Origin of the sequence: Gilliamella sp. B2923, from assembly GCF_026536565.1 — a bacterium.
Taxonomy (GTDB): domain Bacteria; phylum Pseudomonadota; class Gammaproteobacteria; order Enterobacterales; family Orbaceae; genus Gilliamella.
In genome coordinates this window covers 1-18,049 of sequence record NZ_JAFNNZ010000011.1, presented here as the reverse complement: position 1 = coordinate 18,049, position 18,049 = coordinate 1, and the positions used below count along the sequence as shown (strand labels likewise).

The window sequence follows — 18,049 nt, the reverse complement described above, 5'->3', positions numbered from 1 at the left end:
TATGAATAAATTAAGCCAAATAGTTATATCAGTAGGACGCAACAAGTTATATCCGTACTTTTGTATACTTTGTGTCACTATCGCCTTTTTATTTACCGACCCTTTTGAACAATTAGATTTACGTTACTCTGTTTCTTACATCGGTGCTGTGTGTGGTTTATTATGTGTTATTTTATTAGCCAAACGTAAGAATATGGGCAACGTTGTTGGAATGCTGGCTGTGATGGCTGAGTGTTGTGCCAACTTTTTAGGTGGCAATATCGGGGCTGGGTTACCAACATTTTATTATTTTGGTTCACATATTTATGGCTTGTTCACTTGGAATAAAAATCAAGACAATAATGACAAGGTCAAAGTACGTTCGTTAAATGAACACATATTTCTTTGCTCCATAATTTTCCTGATTGCTGCTGTGTTTTTCAATGTTTATTTGACCAACACATTAAGTGTTGATAACACAATCTATCAACTTATTACCAACAGTTTTATTTTTGGTTTAGGCGTGGTTGCTCAGTTACTGTTAATGATGCGATATGCTTTTAACTGGTATTTATGGGTAATATTAAATGTGTTAGTCATTGGATTAAATATTTATACCAATAATATTGTGATAGCGACCCAGTATCTGATTTACTTATTTAATGCGATTTATGGTATCTGCGAATGGAAATTATCAGAACAAAAAAATAGCTGATTTAAGTTAATACTGCTAGCGATACTCAAAAGAAAAAAGTACTAACACTAAAAGAGTAAAAACTAAGTTATTAGCATAGTCATAAAAGCCATCATTCTAACTGGTGGCTAGTTTATGCAATATCGCCTTTAACTAATGGAACAAACCTTACATCCCCCATATTTTTAGAAATAAAGTTATCACCATCACGTTCAATCAATTGCAAAATCTGCTTATTCTCACCAACAGGAATCACTAGTCGGCCTTTATTAGCGAGCTGTGCTAACAAGTTTTGCGGAACTTCTGAAGCGGCAGCTGTAACAATTATGCCATCGAATGGTCCTCTTTCTGCCCACCCTAACCAGCCATTACCATGACGTGTTGAAATATTATGAATATCAAGTTGCTTTAAGCGACGCTTAGTGTTCCATTGTAGGCTTTTAATTCTTTCAACCGAACATACATGATCGACTAATTTAGCTAATATTGCTGTTTGATAGCCGGAACCTGTTCCAATTTCAAGGACTTTAGAATTTGGCTCTAATCTAAGCAGTTCAGTCATTCGGGCGACAATATAAGGCTGAGAAATAGTTTGACCACTACCAATTGGCAGTGAACGATTATCGTAAGCTTGATGAGAAAGCGCTTCGTCAACAAATAATTCACGCGGAATTGAAGCAATTGCACTCAAAACACGATTATCTTTTATCCCTTGCTGCTTAAGTAATTTAATTAAAGACTGCATTTTCAAACTTTGCATTTGTGTTACTCATTTCTTATTATCAATTCACGTATCACACTTGTTGCGTAACTACCAGATGGCAAATAAAAACTAATTTCAAGGCTATGTTCTCCCAGCCATTGCCAGTTTAATTGCTCCGGACGTAGTAATAATGATCGTCTTGCCGTTTCAAGACGCTCTTTTTTAAACAGATCAGCAAAATTAGACCATTTGTTCAAACAGCTTTGCTCAAATTGTAAAGCAACACCTTGCGTATTTAAAGATGAGTCACCAACCATTGGAGCAGTAATATTGATCTCTCCTTGTTGCAAGCGTTGTTGTAATGTTGCTATTTCATCCGCTTTAGAAACAAACCAACTGCCACGATTGGCAAGCTGCAATATATCACCTTCAAGCACAGTTTGATGAATGTTCTGTTCAATTCGTTGACTAACAATATCATTAAAGATAGCACTACGTGCCGCAGACAAATAAAAACTACGTTTCTTTCTATCTTTAACCGATATTTCTCCTTGTGCCCATTTGATAGCTTGTTCAATATTATTTTGGTCACGCCCAAATCGTTGTTCACCAAAATAGTTAGGAACGCCATGTTGTTTTATTAATGCTAGTTTTGTTTCTATCTCAGCATGCTGACTTAACTCTTTTAAAATAATCTTAAAATGATTGCCCTGTAAAGCACCAATCTTGAGTTTTTTGTTATGTCGAGTCACTCGCTTTATCTGACAACCCGCTAAGTCAAAATTGGTAAAATCGGGCGTTTCTTGTCCTGGCATATGTAAACTAAACCATTGTTCAGTCACTGCCTGGCGATCTTTTAATCCAGCGTAACTTACTTGTTTAGCGGCAATACCAACATATTTTGCCAATTGCTCTGCAACAAAAACCGTATTGCAATCTCTTTTTTTAAGATAAACAAGAACATGTTCACCTTCCCCAGTAAGCTCAAAGCCTAGCTCTTCTTGAACAATAAAATCTTCATATTGTTGCTTATAAATTCCAGCTGTGGTTGGTTTCCCATAAAAATAATTTAGTTCTGCTAACACGTATAATGCCTACTTTTAGGTTGGATTTTTTGTTGATTTTTTTATTAACAATACTGCCGCCTCACAAGCTATACCTTCTTTACGACCGGTAAAACCTAATTGCTCAGTTGTGGTTGCTTTTACACTGATTTGATCATAATGAACGTTAAGATCTTCAGCAATGTTGACTCGCATCTGATCAACATATGGGCGCATCTTAGGCTCTTGAGCAATAATTGTTGTATCCAAATTCGCAAGCTCAAAACCTTTCGCTTGAATAATTGAGTAAACCTCTTTTAATAATATTCGGCTATCAATGCCTTTATATTTAGAATCGGTATCGGGAAAAAGTTTACCTATATCACCTAAAGCGAGTGCACCAATTAAAGCATCAGTAATGGCATGTAAAACGACATCACCGTCAGAGTGTGCAATTAACCCATATTGATAAGGAATATTAACTCCTCCTAGGGTAATCGGTCCTTCACCACCAAATTTATGCACATCAAATCCATGACCTATTCTCATATTTTACCTATTTTAAATCTGCTTAGTTAAATAAAAAGAGGCTAAGAGTAAATCTTCTGGTCGAGTTATTTTTATATTATCTCGACGGCACTCAACCAATAAAGGATGGCCACCACAATACTCAATAGCTGAAGCTTCGTCAGTTATTGCCACTTGATGAGTTAAAGCTTTTTTTAAGCAAGATTTCAACTCAGCGGCTTTAAATAATTGTGGCGTTGCCGCTCCCCATAAAAAAGTACGATCAATTGATTGCTCAATGATTGTATCATTATCTTGATAAGCTCGTTTAATGGTATCACTAACACGAGTTGCTAAGATGCCGCCTTGTTGTTGTCTTGTAACTGTTTCAATCAAACGAGTGATATCTTGGTGAGCAACACAAGGTCTTGCTGCATCATGCACTAATGCCCATTGATCATCATGTAGTAATTGTAAACCAGCTAAAACCGAATCCGCTCGGGTTTTACCGCCAATAGTGACACTAATTTTCGGATGCGATGCAATTGACAGTGTATTAAATAATTTATCCTTAGAACTAATAACAACAATAATTTTGGCTATTTGGGGATGTGTTAATAATTTATTTAACGTATGTTCTAAAACTGTCATTGTTCCTATTTTTAAATATTGTTTAGGTGTTTGGCTATTCATACGGGAACCTATACCCGCAGCAGGAACAATCGCAATAATATTACTTGTATTTGTCACGTAAAGCCTTATTGTTGTTGAGTGTTAGAATCAATGATAATTCGATAAAAATATTCGTCTGGTTTAACCATTCCTAAATGACTGCGTGCTCGCTCTTCTACCGCCTCAAAACCACGCTGTAAATCATTAATTTCAGCAAACATTTGTTCATTGCGGCTTTTCAATTTTTCATTTTCCTGATGAAGATTGGCTAACATCTGCAAGTTATCTTGATAATCATGAATATTATTCTTACCGTACCATAATGAGTATTGCAAGTAGCCCAGCACGATCAATAATATTAATGGTAGTTTCCATCTCATCATCTGTTTTCCCTTAACCTAAATACATTTAACAGGTTTAGGTAGACCTGCAAGTTTTGTCGCTTGTTTTGCAGGACCATCCGGAAATAATTTATACAAATAACGGCTGTTGCCTTTTTCAGCACCAAATTTTTTTTCCATAGCTTTGACTAAAGCTCGAATTGCGGGAGAAGTTTTATATTCTAAATAAAATTCACGAACAAATAAGATAACTTCCCAATGTGCATCAGTTAATTCAATCGACTCTTTTTCAGCTAATTGAGGTACTAAATCAGCAGTCCAATCCTGCCAATTTTTTAAGTAACCTTTATCATCAGTCTCAATTTGCGTTAACATTTTTTCAATACGTTATTTTATTTGCGCTGTATTATACTCAATTAATTTGATTCCAACACTATTTTTGATGAGCAAAGCATCATCAAGTGCGCAATTTTCACAAAATATGATGAAATTTAGAGCGATCAACAAAAAATATTAAAAAAGCTATTTACAAATAACTCCGTCTCCTTTAATATTCACAGCCATTGCGGAAGTGTGGCTGAGCGGTTGAAAGCACCGGTCTTGAAAACCGGCGAGGGGCGACCCTCCCAGAGTTCGAATCTCTGCGCTTCCGCCATCTTTCGATACTAACATGTCAAAATATAAAGCTTTTACTCATATCGAGAATCCATACTAAACTTGTCAATAATTATTCTGACAGAAATAGCCCAAATTTTACTTTCTAAATCAACTTTGTAGCTTCAAAATCAAATGCTATGAATCAGTAAAACCCGTTTCGATATGATTAACTCCTAAGGTTTCTAACTCTAGAGCTAATTAAAATTTCTGTTTTGTATTCATTGCGTTTTTTGGCACCAATTTCCTAGCACTTAACGTTGTATCCAATATAGATATTTCTTTCATTCTTCCCTCTTTTTAATTCAATACATACCAGTATGTATCTAATCGTATAGATAAAACTTGCATACAAACCAAATAAAAATATTTAAATATCAATATTTAAAAGGATTTAATTAATTATTGCTTTTTAAACAGTGTGGTGTATTATCATCTTACATACATACTAATTGGTATGTTTTATTAAAATATAAATGTAAATGGAGATAATTATGATTAATGTAGCTATTAATGGTTTTGGTCGTATTGGACGTAGTTTTATGCGTGCATTGTTTGAGAGTTCGCATAATATCAAAATTGTTGCGATCAATGATTTAGGTTCGATTGAACAACTAGCACATCTTTTAAAATATGATACGGCTTTTGGACGTTTTGCCAAAAGTGTCGAAGTAAAAAAAGGCTTATTGGTGATTGATGGTCATGAGATCGTTGTATATCAAGAGCGTCATCCTGAAAATCTCCCATGGGCTAAACACAACATCGATATTGTACTGGAATCAACAGGTGTGTTTAACGACGGGAAAAAAGCTCAAGCCCATATCAAAGCTGGGGCTAAAAAAGTTCTTATCTCTGCACCTGCATCAAATGTTGATTTGACTATTGTTCAAGGTGTTAACAACCACATGTATAATAAAGATGAACATCACATTATTTCAAATGCCTCATGTACAACAAACTGTTTAGCTCCTTTAGTAAAAGTACTACATGAAAATTTTGGTATTAAATCCGGTTTTATGACAACTATCCATGCTTATACGCAAGACCAAAATCTTCAGGATGCTCCACATCGTGATATGAGGCGAGCGCGTAGTGCTGCTCAAAATATCGTTCCTACATCAACAGGTGCTGCGCAATCAATTGGCATAGTCATCCCGGAGTTGAATGGAAAATTAGACGGTGGATCTGTTCGGGTTCCGGTAATTACAGGATCAATGATAGATCTTACTTTAAATCTAGAGAAAGAAGTGACAGAACAACTAGTAAATGATACTATTAAACAAGCAACTAGCTCTAAAACAATAGATGGTATTCTCGTTTATATAGAAGATGAAATTGTTTCATCTGATGTTATTAAAAATCCAGCTTCATCTATTTTCGACTCTAAGCTCACTAAGGTCATCGATGGCAAATTACTCAAAGTTGTTAGTTGGTATGACAATGAATGGGGTTTTTCAAATCGTTTAGTAGATACTATTTTACAGATTAAATAAATAATTATAATCATACCATCAACTGGTGGTATGGTGTTTTATGGTGAAAATGAATAATAAACAAAATTCTAAAGAAAAGTTGATCAAAGCTATGGCTGAGCTCCTATTAGAAAAAGGTCTAGCTGCTACTAGCCCAAGAGATATTTTGACTCGTGCTGAAGTCGGTCAAGGTAGCCTCTATCATTATTTTAATGGTAAAGAGGATCTGTGCCTATATGCAATAAAATATAATGTCGATCAACTGATAAGTTTTAATGCTTCAGTGCTAAATACAGATAAAAAAGCATATAATAAACTCTCAGATCTGTTATTTAAAGCTCGTAATATAGATAGAGGATGTGTGGTTGGTCAAATGGCTCGAGATAGAGCTATTATGGAAAACAAAAAGTTAGCGTCAGAGGTTAATCGTGGATTTGAGTCTATGAAGAAAACGCTAGAAAGTCTTATAAAAATTGGAATTGCTGATGGTAGTATTTCTAATATTCTTGCACCATTAGAAGCAGCAACACTCTTAATGTCTGCTTTGCAAGGTGCTTATATTTCTGCAAAAGGATTGCAAGATGACTCCTATTTTCATCTAACTATTAATACATTATTGAAGATATTTACTCCATAACTTCTTTTTTCAATTAGATTTGTTTCTATACTTACCATTTATCAATTTCACAAATTATCAGCCGTTGATTATATGATAGCGCTTCATTCTAAAGTGAACAGCTCTCATCTTTGTGGTTTAGATAAATTCTAGGAGAAAATTTTATAGTTACTTTAAATATAGCATTCTTATTTGCCCACTGAATTCCTATCCAACAACTCCAACACTAAATTAATAGCATCTTGTTCAATCTGATCATTAAGATTCTTATCATTTTTATACTCCACACCAATATTAATAAGTCCTTCAAGAATCACCATCAGTTTATTTGTCAAAGACTCTTTATCAGAATAATCTTCAAGTTTTGAATAAATTAGACCTCTAACAAATTCTTTATGCTCTTTAAGTATATCTGATACGCAAGGCAAGGTTTCATGCATTTCCTCTACTGCTCGCATGAATAAGCAGCCGTTATAATCCACTTCGGAAAACCATTTTTTATGCCATTTAAATATTCCCAAAATAGCATTTTTTCCATTAAGCCCAGTAATAGAATTCACAAGCTTTGAACGGAATATTGAGTCTCTATGTTTTAATACTTCCACTATAAGTTTATCTTTACTTCCAAAGTGATTGTATAAAGTGGTTTTAGAGCAGCCTGACATATCCCTAATTTCATCAACGCCTACACTCGAAAAACCAGTTCGATAAAACAGTTTTTCAGCAGTCTTTATAATTAATTCATATGTTTTTTTCAAAATAAATCACCTAAATAAATTGCAAAGTGAACAGATCTGTACTACTATCAATTTTGTGTACAGATCTGTTCATATTTTCTATTCATATATTATAACTTATAAGGAAAACAATTAATGAAATTCTTTCTTTGGGGTAGTGAAAAACTACCTAATAGACCTAAATTACTTGATTTATTTCAAGGACTGTTAGGCGGAACTTTGGCAATTTTAACTCTGGAATATCTGACTATCTATTCTGGTAGCTATTTTATTATGGCTCCGTTTGGAGCTTCATGTGTTATCTTATTTGCTGTTTCTCAGTCTCCTCTTGCACAACCAAGGAATGTAATTTTTGGGCATCTTATATCAGCATTTATTGGTCTTATATTTTTGAAATTATTTGGTGATTCAATTTTTATTACTGCTTTAGCGGTGGGTTGTGCTATTGCAGCAATGCAATTCTTAAGATGTGTACATCCACCAGCAGGCGCTAATCCATTGGTTATATTGTTAACAGCAAATCAGGTTAATTACGATTTCAACTTTTTGTTGTTTCCTGTGCTCTCAGGTTCCCTTTCTTTAGTAATAATAGCCTATGTGGTTAACAATCTACTATCAAAAAGTAAGTGGCCAGTTTATTGGTTAGCATTTTTCAATAATAAAAAGAACGAGTAATAAATATGCCTTTAATTGAGATAAATATTTATTGGATAGCTTAGCAAAAGGTGCAAAGACTATAGCTAATAGTGATGTCGATGCAGCGGTTAACATTTCGGAAAAGACAAAGCAGTAACACTGTTGTTTTAAATAATTTTTAAAATAGCTCGCGCGAATATTTACATGTTAGATTGAATAAAATTCAATCTCCTCTATTTCTTGAGATAAATAGGCATACATTTGCAAAAATTGTATATTTAAGTAATTTGATAGATGACTATAATTTTCCTCATATTAAATTTTATTCATATTTGATTAAAGCCGATTAATTTTAGGTTTTAATCAATATAAAGAGGAAATAAAAATGATAAAAAAAATGGTTATGGCAACGGTTGTTTCAGCCTCATTAGCTGGTGGTGCAGTCGCTGAAAATTATCGAAAAAATCCATTTACATTGACTTATCAAGGTGCGATTACTGAAAATATAAAAGGTAAAGTTAATATCCATCCTGTTACTTATCAACTTCATGGCATCAAAATAGTTGCTAATATTTATACCCCTCCTAATTATGACCCGACAAAAAAATATCCTGTAGTAGTTGTTGCTCATCCAAATGGTGGAGTTAAAGAACAAGTCGCAGGGCTTTATGCTCAACGCTTAGCTGAGCTTGATTATATAACTATTGCAGCTGACGCTGCTTATCAAGGTGGTAGCGAAGGTGAGCCACGTTATGTGGATAAACCAGCTAATAGAATTGAAGATATTCATGGTATGGCAGACTATATAAGCCAATACGCAGGTGCCGATACCGATCGAATTGGTTTGCTTGGAATCTGCGGTGGAGGCGGTTATTCAATCAAAGCTGCACAAACTGATAAACGGTTTAAAGTTGTGGCTACATTAAGTATGTTTGATTCAGGTTTAGTTCGCCGTAATGGTTATATGGATTCTCAGTTAGATACTATTCAACAGCGATTAAAACAAGCTACTGATGCAAGAGCTCAAGAAGCCGCTGGGGGTAGTGTTATTTACGTTGGTGGAGATAATAAGTTAACTAAAGACCAAATTGCGAGTTTGCCTTTCGAACTCTATCGTCAAGGAATGGAATATTATCAATATACTCACGCCCATCCAAATTCAAGTTCTAAATACACTATGAGCAGTTTACTTGATTTGATGCGTTTTGATGCGGCCAGCAATATGGATCTAATAAATCAACCATTATTGATGATGGCTGGTAGTAAAGCTGATTCTTTATATATGACAGAAAAAGCGTTCAAAGGTGCTACGGGAACAAAAAACAAAGAACTCTATCTTATCCCTGACGCAACACATATCGAAACCTATTGGGTACCTAAATATGTTGATCAAGCTGTAGATAAATTAATTCAATTTTACGATAAAAATCTCTAAACATTAATTCTAATACATTTTAAAAACGGTACAAAGTGTTCAATTTTTTGTAACGATGAGTGAGTTACAATGCATTGTACCGTCTATTTTACAGGAACAACGATATGTTTAATAAGTTTCGAATATTTTTTGCCAGCATTCTGCTGGCAATATTTAGTAGTGGTTCAAATGCCAATACTTTACCGGAGAGTGAAAGTTCAACTCTTACACCAAAACAACAAAGTATTATATTAATTGCTGCTTTAACCGCTCAAGGTGATTTGGAGTCATTAGCTGCGGCATTAGATGAAGGGCTGACTTGCGGTTTAACAATTAATGAAATAAAGGAAATATTGATTCAAATGTATGCTTATACAGGTTTTCCTCGTAGTTTAAATGGTATTATTACTTTTGAAAAAGTTCTTAAAAGTCGTCAAGAAAAAGGGATTTATGATGAGATTGGCGTAGAACCTAATCAAGTTCGTACAGACAAAAGTAAATACGAGATAGGCAAAGAAAATTTAGCCTTACTAACTGGCGTCCTTCCATCTGGTCATTCAACTGGTTATGCTGCATTTGTGCCTACCATTGAAGTTTTTTTAAAAGAGCATCTATTTGCAGATATTTTTGAACGTGGTGTATTAGATTATCAGACTCGTGAATTAATAACGGTATCTGCCTTAACCAGTTTAGGTAATGTAAACACACAACTCAAATCACATATTAATGTGAGCATGTATAATGGTATAATTGAGTCACAATTACGAGATTTAATTGCTTTAATTAATAATCATATTGATAAAGATATAGCCAACAATGCAACAACAGTGCTTAATCAAGTCTTGAGCAATCGTCAACAATAACTTCAATCTGGAAAACAACATGAAAAGTACATGGCTAACAACACTCTTTTTATTTACTTTCAGCTTTAGCACTCCTAATGTTGTAGCTAACGATCAGGAGGAAATTAAGGTGGATGATAAGATTTATATTATTCGACATAACATAAATACAATGGTTAAAGGCTCAGAAAATAATTTTACCGGATATGTCACTATCTCACCATTAATTACAGCTAAAGATCCATTAGATAAATCCGCTGGATATGTTACTTTTCAAGCAGGTGCAAGAACCAATTGGCATACTCATCCTAATGGCCAGATGCTAATTGGCGTAGAGCCGGTAAAGGACGTGTTCAAAAATGGGGTGATGACATAATTGAGATTAATCCGGGTGAAGTTGTATGGGTACCTGCTGGCGTCAAACATTGGCATGGAGCATCACCTGACTATTATTTTACCCATTTTGCTCTTGCCGATATTGTCGATGGTAAAAGTAGTAATTGGCTTGAAAAAGTAACTGAATCACAATATCAGAGTAAATAAAATCAACTAAGGTTTAGGATGAAAATCATCTAAAACACTCAGTTGTTAATGCCGTATATTCATTATTCGTATATGTTTATCTCTTCAATTTTATTTTAAATATTAGCTATTCAATTAAATAATGAACTAGTTAGTTCAATAATATTGCACTGATAAGTTAACACATCTTTCATATAATCATATAGATGAAAACAAATAAAATCTATCAACGACATCGTTATCCTGTTACTATTATTTGCCACTGCCTATAGCTATATTATCGTTTTACGTTAATTTATTGAGATATTGAACTTATTATGATGACAAAAGGTATTGCTGTGACTTATGAATCCATTAGTTATGGCGCATTGGGTTTGGAACGCTTAATTCTAAACGAATTAAAAAGACTAAACAGTATGTGTTTATATGGATAAAGTCTTTTGCAAGATCAACGGTAAACGTGTTTATTTGTGGCGTGCCGTTGACCAAGATGTGAAAACGATTGATGTGTTAGTTCAAGAAAAAAGTATTAAGAAAACTTTAACTAGGGGAATAACCAATAGGTTTTAAAGCTATATCAAACCAATTAAAATAATACATTTTTAATGTACCGTATCTGGCTCAACAATATTGCCAATAATCGAGCTAAAAACTCGTGCTAACCAACAAGGGTTAGAGAAAAGAAAATGCGTAAATTTAAATTGTTAAAACATGCATAGTGATTCTTATCGTGCTTTGGAAATATTTATGATCATTTCAACTGTGCAAGGCTCCTATGCTCGACTAAAATATTAGGATTTTAGTTGAGCAAAGATTTAAGGAATAGGATATTGTTACTCAAGTTGTACCTAAAATTCTGAATTGGAGATTAACTGCAAAATTAAAATTCATTATTGAAAGTTAATTTGACAGTACCTTCTTATTTTCCAGTTCATTGAATCATATTTTCAGCTTTTTTATTTCATCCTTATATTCATCTATAAAACAGGACATGACATTTATTAAATAAGAATCAAAAGTATCATCATAATCAGGCGGAGAAAAACTTAGACATTTTGAATTTATTCTATTTTTTAACAAAGTAATTGATTTGTTTTTGGTTTTATTTTTTTCATTAAACGCTATGATCCTATTTTCTAATAAACGTTGATAATGGCTATATAAATCAAAATAACAACTACAATAGTAGCCTTCTTCGCATTCATTTAAACATGAATCATCAAATTGTTTATTAGAATTTTCCGAAAATTTATTATTCGAAATTGCACTAAATTTATCAGGATAAACAATTTTAAATTGATCATAATATCGGTTTATTAACATTTCTTTAAGAATAAATTTCTTATTTTTGCTATCAATTTTATAATGTTTCCAGAGTGTAGGCGAAATACCTTCTTCTGTTTCTGTTAACCATAAAGTATAAATATCGCCGTTGGATGAAATATAATAACGTTGATAAGCAACCCAACCTCCACATGCACTGCTACCATCATTCATATAACCATAAAGTTTAATCTTATCTTTCACCTGATGGTTATGAATTAAAGATAAAATTATGTTGTCACTTGATAAACTTATTTCAAGCTGAAAATTATCATCTTTGTATACAATGGGATCTTGCTCAATTAAATTAAATACATTTCTATAATCAAATTTAATAGAATTTAAAGGACAACGGCGTTCTTCCTCATCGTGCACATCACTATCATTCCAATACTCGACACTCCTAGAACAATCCTCTTCTAATTTTTGCATATTTACATTTTTAAAGAAGGGGTCTCCTTGATAACTTTTATTGATATTATATAATGCACCATTTGCATAAAAACTAACCAAACATAAAATAAGATACAATAAACCTTTCATAAATTAATCTTCCATTACCAATCTTTGAAAAATGAAACACAGCGTGAAAGAGACAATTACTTAAAGTTGCGTCATTTTTCACGCCAAATAATCTGAAAAACAATCTTTCCGCACAGTATTTGCATTAAAAATGACGCTTAATATCATCAAAGCTTATAATACAAATATGGTTATCGCTATAATTTTTGGGGTAATTTCTTTTTTGAAGTTAACTCATTTTTCTTTTAATATTTATTGAGAATTCGACATATTAAATGGGTGTTGTCATATATAACATGTTTCTTGATCCTATTTAATATAAATAAGAATTATGAAGAGTAACTTTGTTAATTGAAAATATTGTTCTCATGCTAAATACTACTCAAATTCACCATTTTTATTAATATAAAACTGATAATTATTTTTTTTACTGGAGTCCTCTGTTATAACTAACTCAATAACCATATTTTTATCGATATTAAACTCAATTTTTTGGTTATGATTGGGTGAATTATAATAAACCGGTAACATATCTTTTACCTGATGATCCTTAACAGTAACTAAATAACCTATACCATAATAGCTATCTGAATTCCCATCCATTTGCCATCCAATATCATCATGCCCAGTAAAAAAATAAACATAATTTTCAGTAACATTAGGTAAGCGAACATAGTATCCAGCTAACGTCTGGCAGTAAGTCGGATTTCCTCTACCTTCTGGTTCAAAATTATCCGTAATATAGCTAAAATTATTACTATTAATAGGTAGAGCCAAAGGTAAATTTAACTCAGCTATTTCATTGGAAATAGAAGCTATTTTTTGAAAACAATTATCGGGAATAGTGGGATTATAGTTAGTTTCAATGTTTGGAAATTGTTTACTACTGATTAAGTCAATTTTTCCATTATCCAAAATTTGTAACTTCTGCTCTGTCAGTTTTTGGTTTGTTAAATACATAGCATTGACTTCACTATATCTGACAGTTTCTACAGTACTTTTAATATTTAAGGATTTATCAATGATAAATGTACGCCATTGATGATTATTATTAACCATATTTGCTATTTTTTGAGAGGATAAAACTTTACCTTGCTTGGAAATATTCAATAAAACAAAATCATTTGATGACTTAATAATAAATGTGTCAAATATTTTCTTTGTTTCTAATTTAATGTAAATTGCATCATTCAAATTCAAATTATTTTCTTTGTAAAAATTCGTTAAAACAGGATTATCTTTAACAAAATAAGTGAATAATTTTATATTATCCGTAAACTCATAATCTATCTTAGCATGATTAAAAAAATAACCTTCATTACTAATTCCCCTCTCAGCTTTATCCCATAAACTAAAATCGAATGGTAAAGGTGTTTCGATTAAAATTTGATGTTCTTTTTTTAAATTTGCCACAGCAGTGTTATGACAAACAAATATAAATATTAGAATAAAGAACAAAGATATTTGTTTTTTTGTTTTCAACTTATTTCCATAAAATCTTCAAATTCAACTAGTTAGTTTTACATATTTCGGATAGGAATAATTTCATCAAAACGCTTCAATTATTTGCATATCCACAAAATCAGTTTCTTCAACATCCATATATTTCGCTTTTTTTAAGTTTGTTTTATTTTTTATTTAATTATTATTGTTTTTTTCTTCAATGTATCCATTATCGTTTAAATAGTAATGATTAATTGTTAACTTATTATCATATTCAGTTGTAACGGTAATGATAAAATCTTTTGAGATGTTAAAATGCGTTTTCTCAATCATATCTTCATTGTATCCTGACTCATACCACTCTCCTTCAACATATAATTCTGAGCGGATTTGATGATCTTTTATTGTTATTAAATATAACCTATACGGGAAATCGCCACAATCCATTGGTACTAATAACATATCAATACTATTTTTTGATGGTAAAGGTATATAACGAAAATCTATTTCACAATTCCATAATTCCAAATCTTCAACTTGACAACTTTCCATATTTGTTTGCTTATACTTTGAATTTCTATGACTTTTATTTAATGGTAAACGATCTTCACTTTTTACAAAACAAACATTTTTGTTACTGTGACGGAAAATTTTATTTGAATCTTTTTCTATATACGGTTCTTGCGCATAAGTAAAAAAAGAAATTATATAAAATAACAAACAAATCAATAAACATTTATTTTTCATATACTTATTACCCATTAATTATTAATGATACTAGAGGTTTGCCATTTAATGTTTCTGAATCTTTACAAAAATATTCATCTTTTAGGAAAATTTGATCAAATTGCCGTACATCATAGTGCACCCAGCTTTTTGCACCTTTTTTCGCAGACTCCAAATTGAAGATATTATTTTGTCCAGCTAACCAATCCCACTTAGCTCCTAAATATTTATTAAAAATATCTTTTCTCAACTTATCCATATCTTCGCATAATCTTGTTCTAAAACCATTTTTATTAAAATGTATATCTAAAGCTTTACCTTTATGGTTTGTAGTCCGTCTATTTTTTTGAAGATTTCTATCATAGCATCTATATCCCGATGAAATTTTTCTGAAACTATAAACTGAATTTTCTTTTTTTAAATAAAATATTACAGCTTTTAGTGCCCATAAAAGTGATCTATGTATATCAGGATATTCATATCTATGCGTTGATTCTAACTGTGCTCCATAATACAGATCTTTATGTCTATTTTGACCAAATCCATCACACAAACCACATGGACAAAACATTTGTTGATCATCAGAAGAAGGCTTCTTTACCCATTCATCGCTTGGTAAATCGTATTCAACAGAAAATTCATCAATTGCCGTTATTACATCCATATCAACAACACCCGTTTCTTCAACTTTCATATAGTCACGTTGAAACTGTTTGCTCATGTTTTCCGTTCTTTCCGTAAACTTATCAGTCGGGACATTGCCACCAAAACCGGCAAGGCGGATATTGATTTCTCGAATTATTTCATCTTTATCGCCTTTTTGGAAAAGAATCTTATTATCAGAGAAATAATTTATCATAGATACAGGATGCATAAACCACACCCTTCCATTTTGACTCAAGGTGGCTGGCGTTGATGAAGTTTCTGTTTGTTGCTTTGAGCTGTCTTCTGCCTCTTTCATTGCCGGGCTATAATCTTTTAAATCGAGTTTAGCCATTTAATCTACACAACTTTAGCCGATAGTTCACAAACCTAAAATTTTCTTATGAGGTAGCAAAACTTTAACGATGACATTCTTAATCTTTGTGACATTTTACAACTCTTTGTCTATCACGATATTTACATGAAATCGATTCCAATAACTTGAAGTGCCCACTATTATCTATTTTATAATGTCTCCATTTTTCAATATATTGTGTATCGTGATCACCAACATAATTTAATAACCAAATATTTTTAAAATTTTTATCAATATAGTAATTCTGTGAAAAAGCAGCCGATTCTAAAATTTTTTCTTTAAAAATTGATAACTTATCTATTAATTTATTATTTTTTTCAATATTCAAAAATATTTCGAAATCAAACTCTCCATGCTGCTTTTTAGTTAAATTGTATCGATATTCTCCTTTTTGATATATCTCTTTCTTTTTGTTAAATAAAGTGTCACTAACTTTACCAAAATATTGACCTAATTCGTTTAAATCACATTCATTGGCAAAGTAAGAATTATAATAAGATCCATCATCGGGAAAATCACACTTCTTATTCATTTCCTCTACAATTTTTTTATTTGTCAACATGGGATGACCAAACCAACTAAATTCCCGATTTGGTATCTTATAATTAAATCCTCGATAAGTTATCGGAGATTCATTATTTTTTTTCAATTGCTTCGAAAATATTAATAAGTAATCTGACTTAGTTAGAAAAACAAAATAATTATCGATCTTTATTAAATCAGTTAAACCCTCTTCCAAGCATAATTTATCTTCATGATTATTAGGAAATTTTATTGCCTCAAATTGATCTCCTAAAAGGATCCCTTCTTCTGAGAAAATTTTTTTATATTTTTCTACTTTTTCTGGAGTTTTCCAATAAGATAAAGGTGTAGTAAGATTTGTTGATGTTTCATAGTGAATAAGACAAATTGTATCAACTATAATATTTCCATCAATTAATATTAGTTTAATTCGCGGATACTTTTGCGTTAAAAATTCTCTGCTATAACCTGATTTATTACCAGAAACAGAATTTTTTGAAACTTTATAATAATCCCAAATATCCGGTGATTCATTTGAATGAACAATACCTATAGAAAAAATAAACAATAAAATCAGTGTTAAAAAATTTTTTTTCATTCCCTTTAACCTTCTAATTTAACTCTTCGATTATCCAATTATTTTAATGGTATTAAAATCAAAATTTTCTGTATGCAAATGGCTATTATGTAATCTGTATCCATTTACTGCTCCTGATATATCTTTAAATAAGTCATAAATATCTTCTCCTATTCGAAACGTTCCAAAATGGAATTTAGCCAAAGCCTTAACAAATTCTTTATCTTTTTCCCAATCAGTTAAATTTTTAACTTTTCTAATGTATTTTGTGGCAATACTCAGACCATTTACATGTAAAGAACTAGGAAAACAAGAGCCTTGTTCATAGGCACTACCCGTTACTATAATATTTTCTTTAATCTCCGCCAGAGCGCCTATAAAACCTGCCAGTAAGTCTGAATTTATATATTTTCGATAAGTTTCTTTAAGTTCATATTTTATAATTACACCACTACTTTCATAGTTAAGACTATCCAGCATTCGAACCATTTGGGCTTCTTCCTCCAGTTTTTCATATTTTTTCCATACTGCTTTTTTTTGACTTTCATGATATCCATATTCAGCAATATTCCCATTAGTCATAGTTAGTCTTTCATAAATACTTATACCTGCTTCTTTTTTTATCCATTCATGAATATCACCATTTGTGTATTTCGCCCTAGCCACAATATACCCATCGCTAACGTTAGTTTTAATTTCATTCACAGTTCCATGATCTGGATATTTAAATGTTCCTGTAGGATGTTTTGTAAACTTTTTCTTATTAATGGTATGCCATTCACAAAAACAAATTTCATGTTTATTATCATCTTTATCATGATAAACATATTTGTATTTTTGTTCATAGCCTATTACGATTTCTTGTGGAATATACTTCACGATTTTTCCATCATGATAGATATGATAAGTCACAATTCCCGCTCCAGGAAAATAATCCACCATTGCGACGGGGTAAATAAACCAAGCTTTGAGATGAATCGATATAAAACAGATTAGGTGTATTAACTTTTATTATTTTATTTATAATTTATCTAAATGTGCACAACCCTCAAATATTTCACCTTTATAGTCGATAAAAACTTCATA

The 18,049-nt window shown here is 31.9% G+C and carries 21 protein-coding genes and 1 tRNA gene; 9 read left to right on the top strand and 13 right to left on the bottom strand.

Translation table 11 applies throughout. The annotated features are described in order from the left end of the window. The first annotated feature begins 1 nt into the window (after position 1). A complete protein-coding gene (gene pnuC, locus J3U42_RS10590) occupies positions 2–694 on the top strand; it encodes a nicotinamide riboside transporter PnuC (protein WP_267329268.1) in 693 nt (230 codons plus the stop codon). A gap of 112 nt (positions 695–806) precedes the next feature. Here pnuC and J3U42_RS10585 read toward each other — a convergent pair whose 3' ends face one another. From J3U42_RS10585 to J3U42_RS10560, 6 genes are read right to left on the bottom strand one after another with little or no spacing between them, the layout of a single operon-like run. Continuing rightward, positions 807–1,433, bottom strand: coding sequence for a protein-L-isoaspartate(D-aspartate) O-methyltransferase (locus tag J3U42_RS10585; protein WP_220219135.1), 627 nt, complete (start codon positions 1,431–1,433; stop codon positions 807–809). 5 nt (positions 1,434–1,438) lie between these two features. Then, a complete protein-coding gene (gene truD / locus J3U42_RS10580; protein WP_267329267.1) occupies positions 1,439–2,461 on the bottom strand; it encodes a tRNA pseudouridine(13) synthase TruD in 1,023 nt (340 codons plus the stop codon). 15 nt (positions 2,462–2,476) lie between these two features. After that, on the bottom strand, positions 2,477–2,968 hold the full coding sequence (gene ispF, locus J3U42_RS10575) for a 2-C-methyl-D-erythritol 2,4-cyclodiphosphate synthase (protein ID WP_267336433.1): 492 nt from the start codon (positions 2,966–2,968) through the stop codon (positions 2,477–2,479). Positions 2,969–2,980: 12 nt separating this feature from the next. Then, complete coding sequence (gene ispD, locus J3U42_RS10570) at positions 2,981–3,676, bottom strand: 2-C-methyl-D-erythritol 4-phosphate cytidylyltransferase (RefSeq protein ID WP_267329265.1); 696 nt, start codon at positions 3,674–3,676, stop codon at positions 2,981–2,983. Between the two features lie 8 nt (positions 3,677–3,684). Next, positions 3,685–3,981 carry a cell division protein FtsB gene (ftsB, locus tag J3U42_RS10565; RefSeq protein ID WP_366915713.1) on the bottom strand — a complete coding sequence of 99 codons (297 nt, stop codon included), beginning with the start codon at positions 3,979–3,981 and terminating at the stop codon, positions 3,685–3,687. A 15-nt stretch (positions 3,982–3,996) separates the two neighbouring features. Then, on the bottom strand, positions 3,997–4,314 hold the full coding sequence (locus J3U42_RS10560; protein WP_267329264.1) for a TusE/DsrC/DsvC family sulfur relay protein: 318 nt from the start codon (positions 4,312–4,314) through the stop codon (positions 3,997–3,999). Positions 4,315–4,506: 192 nt separating this feature from the next. Between J3U42_RS10560 and J3U42_RS10555 the strand changes: the two genes are divergently transcribed. The 3 genes from J3U42_RS10555 (at position 4,507) to J3U42_RS10545 (ending at position 6,702) form a co-directional block, all read left to right on the top strand. After that, a tRNA-Ser gene (locus J3U42_RS10555) sits at positions 4,507–4,594 on the top strand. A gap of 490 nt (positions 4,595–5,084) precedes the next feature. Beyond that, positions 5,085–6,086: a type I glyceraldehyde-3-phosphate dehydrogenase gene (gap, locus tag J3U42_RS10550; protein ID WP_267336448.1), complete on the top strand. Its 1,002-nt coding sequence runs from the start codon at positions 5,085–5,087 to the stop codon at positions 6,084–6,086. Between the two features lie 49 nt (positions 6,087–6,135). Further along, positions 6,136–6,702 (top strand): TetR/AcrR family transcriptional regulator, encoded by a 567-nt coding sequence (locus J3U42_RS10545; RefSeq protein ID WP_267336432.1) that lies wholly within the window; start codon positions 6,136–6,138, stop codon positions 6,700–6,702. 167 nt (positions 6,703–6,869) lie between these two features. Here the strand turns inward: J3U42_RS10545 and J3U42_RS10540 are convergent, their stop codons facing one another. After that, positions 6,870–7,439: a TetR/AcrR family transcriptional regulator gene (locus tag J3U42_RS10540; protein WP_267336431.1), complete on the bottom strand. Its 570-nt coding sequence runs from the start codon at positions 7,437–7,439 to the stop codon at positions 6,870–6,872. Between the two features lie 114 nt (positions 7,440–7,553). On the opposite strand from J3U42_RS10540, the gene J3U42_RS10535 reads away from it, so the two are divergent. From J3U42_RS10535 to J3U42_RS12445, 5 genes are all read left to right on the top strand, one after another. Next, positions 7,554–8,093, top strand: a complete 540-nt coding sequence (locus J3U42_RS10535) for an HPP family protein (protein ID WP_267336430.1) — start codon at positions 7,554–7,556, stop codon at positions 8,091–8,093. Positions 8,094–8,457: 364 nt separating this feature from the next. Continuing rightward, the gene (locus tag J3U42_RS10530; RefSeq protein WP_416380460.1) at positions 8,458–9,489 is read left to right on the top strand and encodes an alpha/beta hydrolase; all 1,032 of its coding nucleotides are present in this window, start codon (positions 8,458–8,460) and stop codon (positions 9,487–9,489) included. 104 nt (positions 9,490–9,593) lie between these two features. Beyond that, positions 9,594–10,331, top strand: coding sequence for a carboxymuconolactone decarboxylase family protein (locus J3U42_RS10525; protein WP_267336428.1), 738 nt, complete (start codon positions 9,594–9,596; stop codon positions 10,329–10,331). A 19-nt stretch (positions 10,332–10,350) separates the two neighbouring features. Continuing rightward, positions 10,351–10,686, top strand: a complete 336-nt coding sequence (locus tag J3U42_RS10520) for a hypothetical protein (protein ID WP_267336427.1) — start codon at positions 10,351–10,353, stop codon at positions 10,684–10,686. A gap of 572 nt (positions 10,687–11,258) precedes the next feature. Beyond that, on the top strand, positions 11,259–11,402 hold the full coding sequence (locus J3U42_RS12445) for a DDE-type integrase/transposase/recombinase (protein ID WP_416380458.1): 144 nt from the start codon (positions 11,259–11,261) through the stop codon (positions 11,400–11,402). A gap of 369 nt (positions 11,403–11,771) precedes the next feature. Here J3U42_RS12445 and J3U42_RS10515 read toward each other — a convergent pair whose 3' ends face one another. The 6 genes from J3U42_RS10515 to J3U42_RS10490 all read right to left on the bottom strand — a co-directional run bounded on the left by J3U42_RS10515 (position 11,772) and on the right by J3U42_RS10490 (position 17,842). After that, entirely contained in the window at positions 11,772–12,698 is a 927-nt protein-coding gene (locus J3U42_RS10515) for a hypothetical protein (RefSeq protein ID WP_267336426.1), read from the bottom strand. 357 nt (positions 12,699–13,055) lie between these two features. Continuing rightward, the gene (locus J3U42_RS10510) at positions 13,056–14,159 is read right to left on the bottom strand and encodes a hypothetical protein (protein WP_267336425.1); all 1,104 of its coding nucleotides are present in this window, start codon (positions 14,157–14,159) and stop codon (positions 13,056–13,058) included. A 156-nt stretch (positions 14,160–14,315) separates the two neighbouring features. Next, on the bottom strand, positions 14,316–14,867 hold the full coding sequence (locus tag J3U42_RS10505) for a hypothetical protein (RefSeq protein WP_267336424.1): 552 nt from the start codon (positions 14,865–14,867) through the stop codon (positions 14,316–14,318). 7 nt (positions 14,868–14,874) lie between these two features. After that, positions 14,875–15,843 (bottom strand): peptidoglycan-binding domain-containing protein, encoded by a 969-nt coding sequence (locus J3U42_RS10500; RefSeq protein WP_267336423.1) that lies wholly within the window; start codon positions 15,841–15,843, stop codon positions 14,875–14,877. Positions 15,844–15,922: 79 nt separating this feature from the next. Further along, complete coding sequence (locus J3U42_RS10495) at positions 15,923–16,984, bottom strand: hypothetical protein (protein ID WP_267336422.1); 1,062 nt, start codon at positions 16,982–16,984, stop codon at positions 15,923–15,925. A 30-nt stretch (positions 16,985–17,014) separates the two neighbouring features. Beyond that, on the bottom strand, positions 17,015–17,842 hold the full coding sequence (locus J3U42_RS10490; protein WP_267336421.1) for a hypothetical protein: 828 nt from the start codon (positions 17,840–17,842) through the stop codon (positions 17,015–17,017). Positions 17,843–18,049 lie beyond the last annotated feature (207 nt).

Bases quoted from the DNA above. Each gene is read 5' to 3' on its own strand.
- J3U42_RS10535 (WP_267336430.1), top strand. From the start codon at position 7,554: ATGAAATTCTTTCTTTGGGGTAGTGAAAAACTACCTAATAGACCTAAA.
- J3U42_RS10530 (WP_416380460.1), top strand. From the start codon at position 8,458: ATGGCAACGGTTGTTTCAGCCTCATTAGCTGGTGGTGCAGTCGCTGAA.
- J3U42_RS10495 (WP_267336422.1), bottom strand. From the start codon at position 16,984: ATGAAAAAAAATTTTTTAACACTGATTTTATTGTTTATTTTTTCTATA.
- J3U42_RS10585 (WP_220219135.1), bottom strand. From the start codon at position 1,433: ATGCAAAGTTTGAAAATGCAGTCTTTAATTAAATTACTTAAGCAGCAA.
- J3U42_RS10560 (WP_267329264.1), bottom strand. From the start codon at position 4,314: ATGTTAACGCAAATTGAGACTGATGATAAAGGTTACTTAAAAAATTGG.
- J3U42_RS10525 (WP_267336428.1), top strand. From the start codon at position 9,594: ATGTTTAATAAGTTTCGAATATTTTTTGCCAGCATTCTGCTGGCAATA.
- J3U42_RS10505 (WP_267336424.1), bottom strand. From the start codon at position 14,867: ATGAAAAATAAATGTTTATTGATTTGTTTGTTATTTTATATAATTTCT.
- ispF (WP_267336433.1), bottom strand. From the start codon at position 2,968: ATGAGAATAGGTCATGGATTTGATGTGCATAAATTTGGTGGTGAAGGA.
- J3U42_RS10520 (WP_267336427.1), top strand. From the start codon at position 10,351: ATGAAAAGTACATGGCTAACAACACTCTTTTTATTTACTTTCAGCTTT.
- J3U42_RS10500 (WP_267336423.1), bottom strand. From the start codon at position 15,843: ATGGCTAAACTCGATTTAAAAGATTATAGCCCGGCAATGAAAGAGGCA.
- J3U42_RS12445 (WP_416380458.1), top strand. From the start codon at position 11,259: ATGGATAAAGTCTTTTGCAAGATCAACGGTAAACGTGTTTATTTGTGG.
- J3U42_RS10515 (WP_267336426.1), bottom strand. From the start codon at position 12,698: ATGAAAGGTTTATTGTATCTTATTTTATGTTTGGTTAGTTTTTATGCA.
- J3U42_RS10545 (WP_267336432.1), top strand. From the start codon at position 6,136: ATGAATAATAAACAAAATTCTAAAGAAAAGTTGATCAAAGCTATGGCT.
- ftsB (WP_366915713.1), bottom strand. From the start codon at position 3,981: ATGATGAGATGGAAACTACCATTAATATTATTGATCGTGCTGGGCTAC.
- pnuC (WP_267329268.1), top strand. From the start codon at position 2: ATGAATAAATTAAGCCAAATAGTTATATCAGTAGGACGCAACAAGTTA.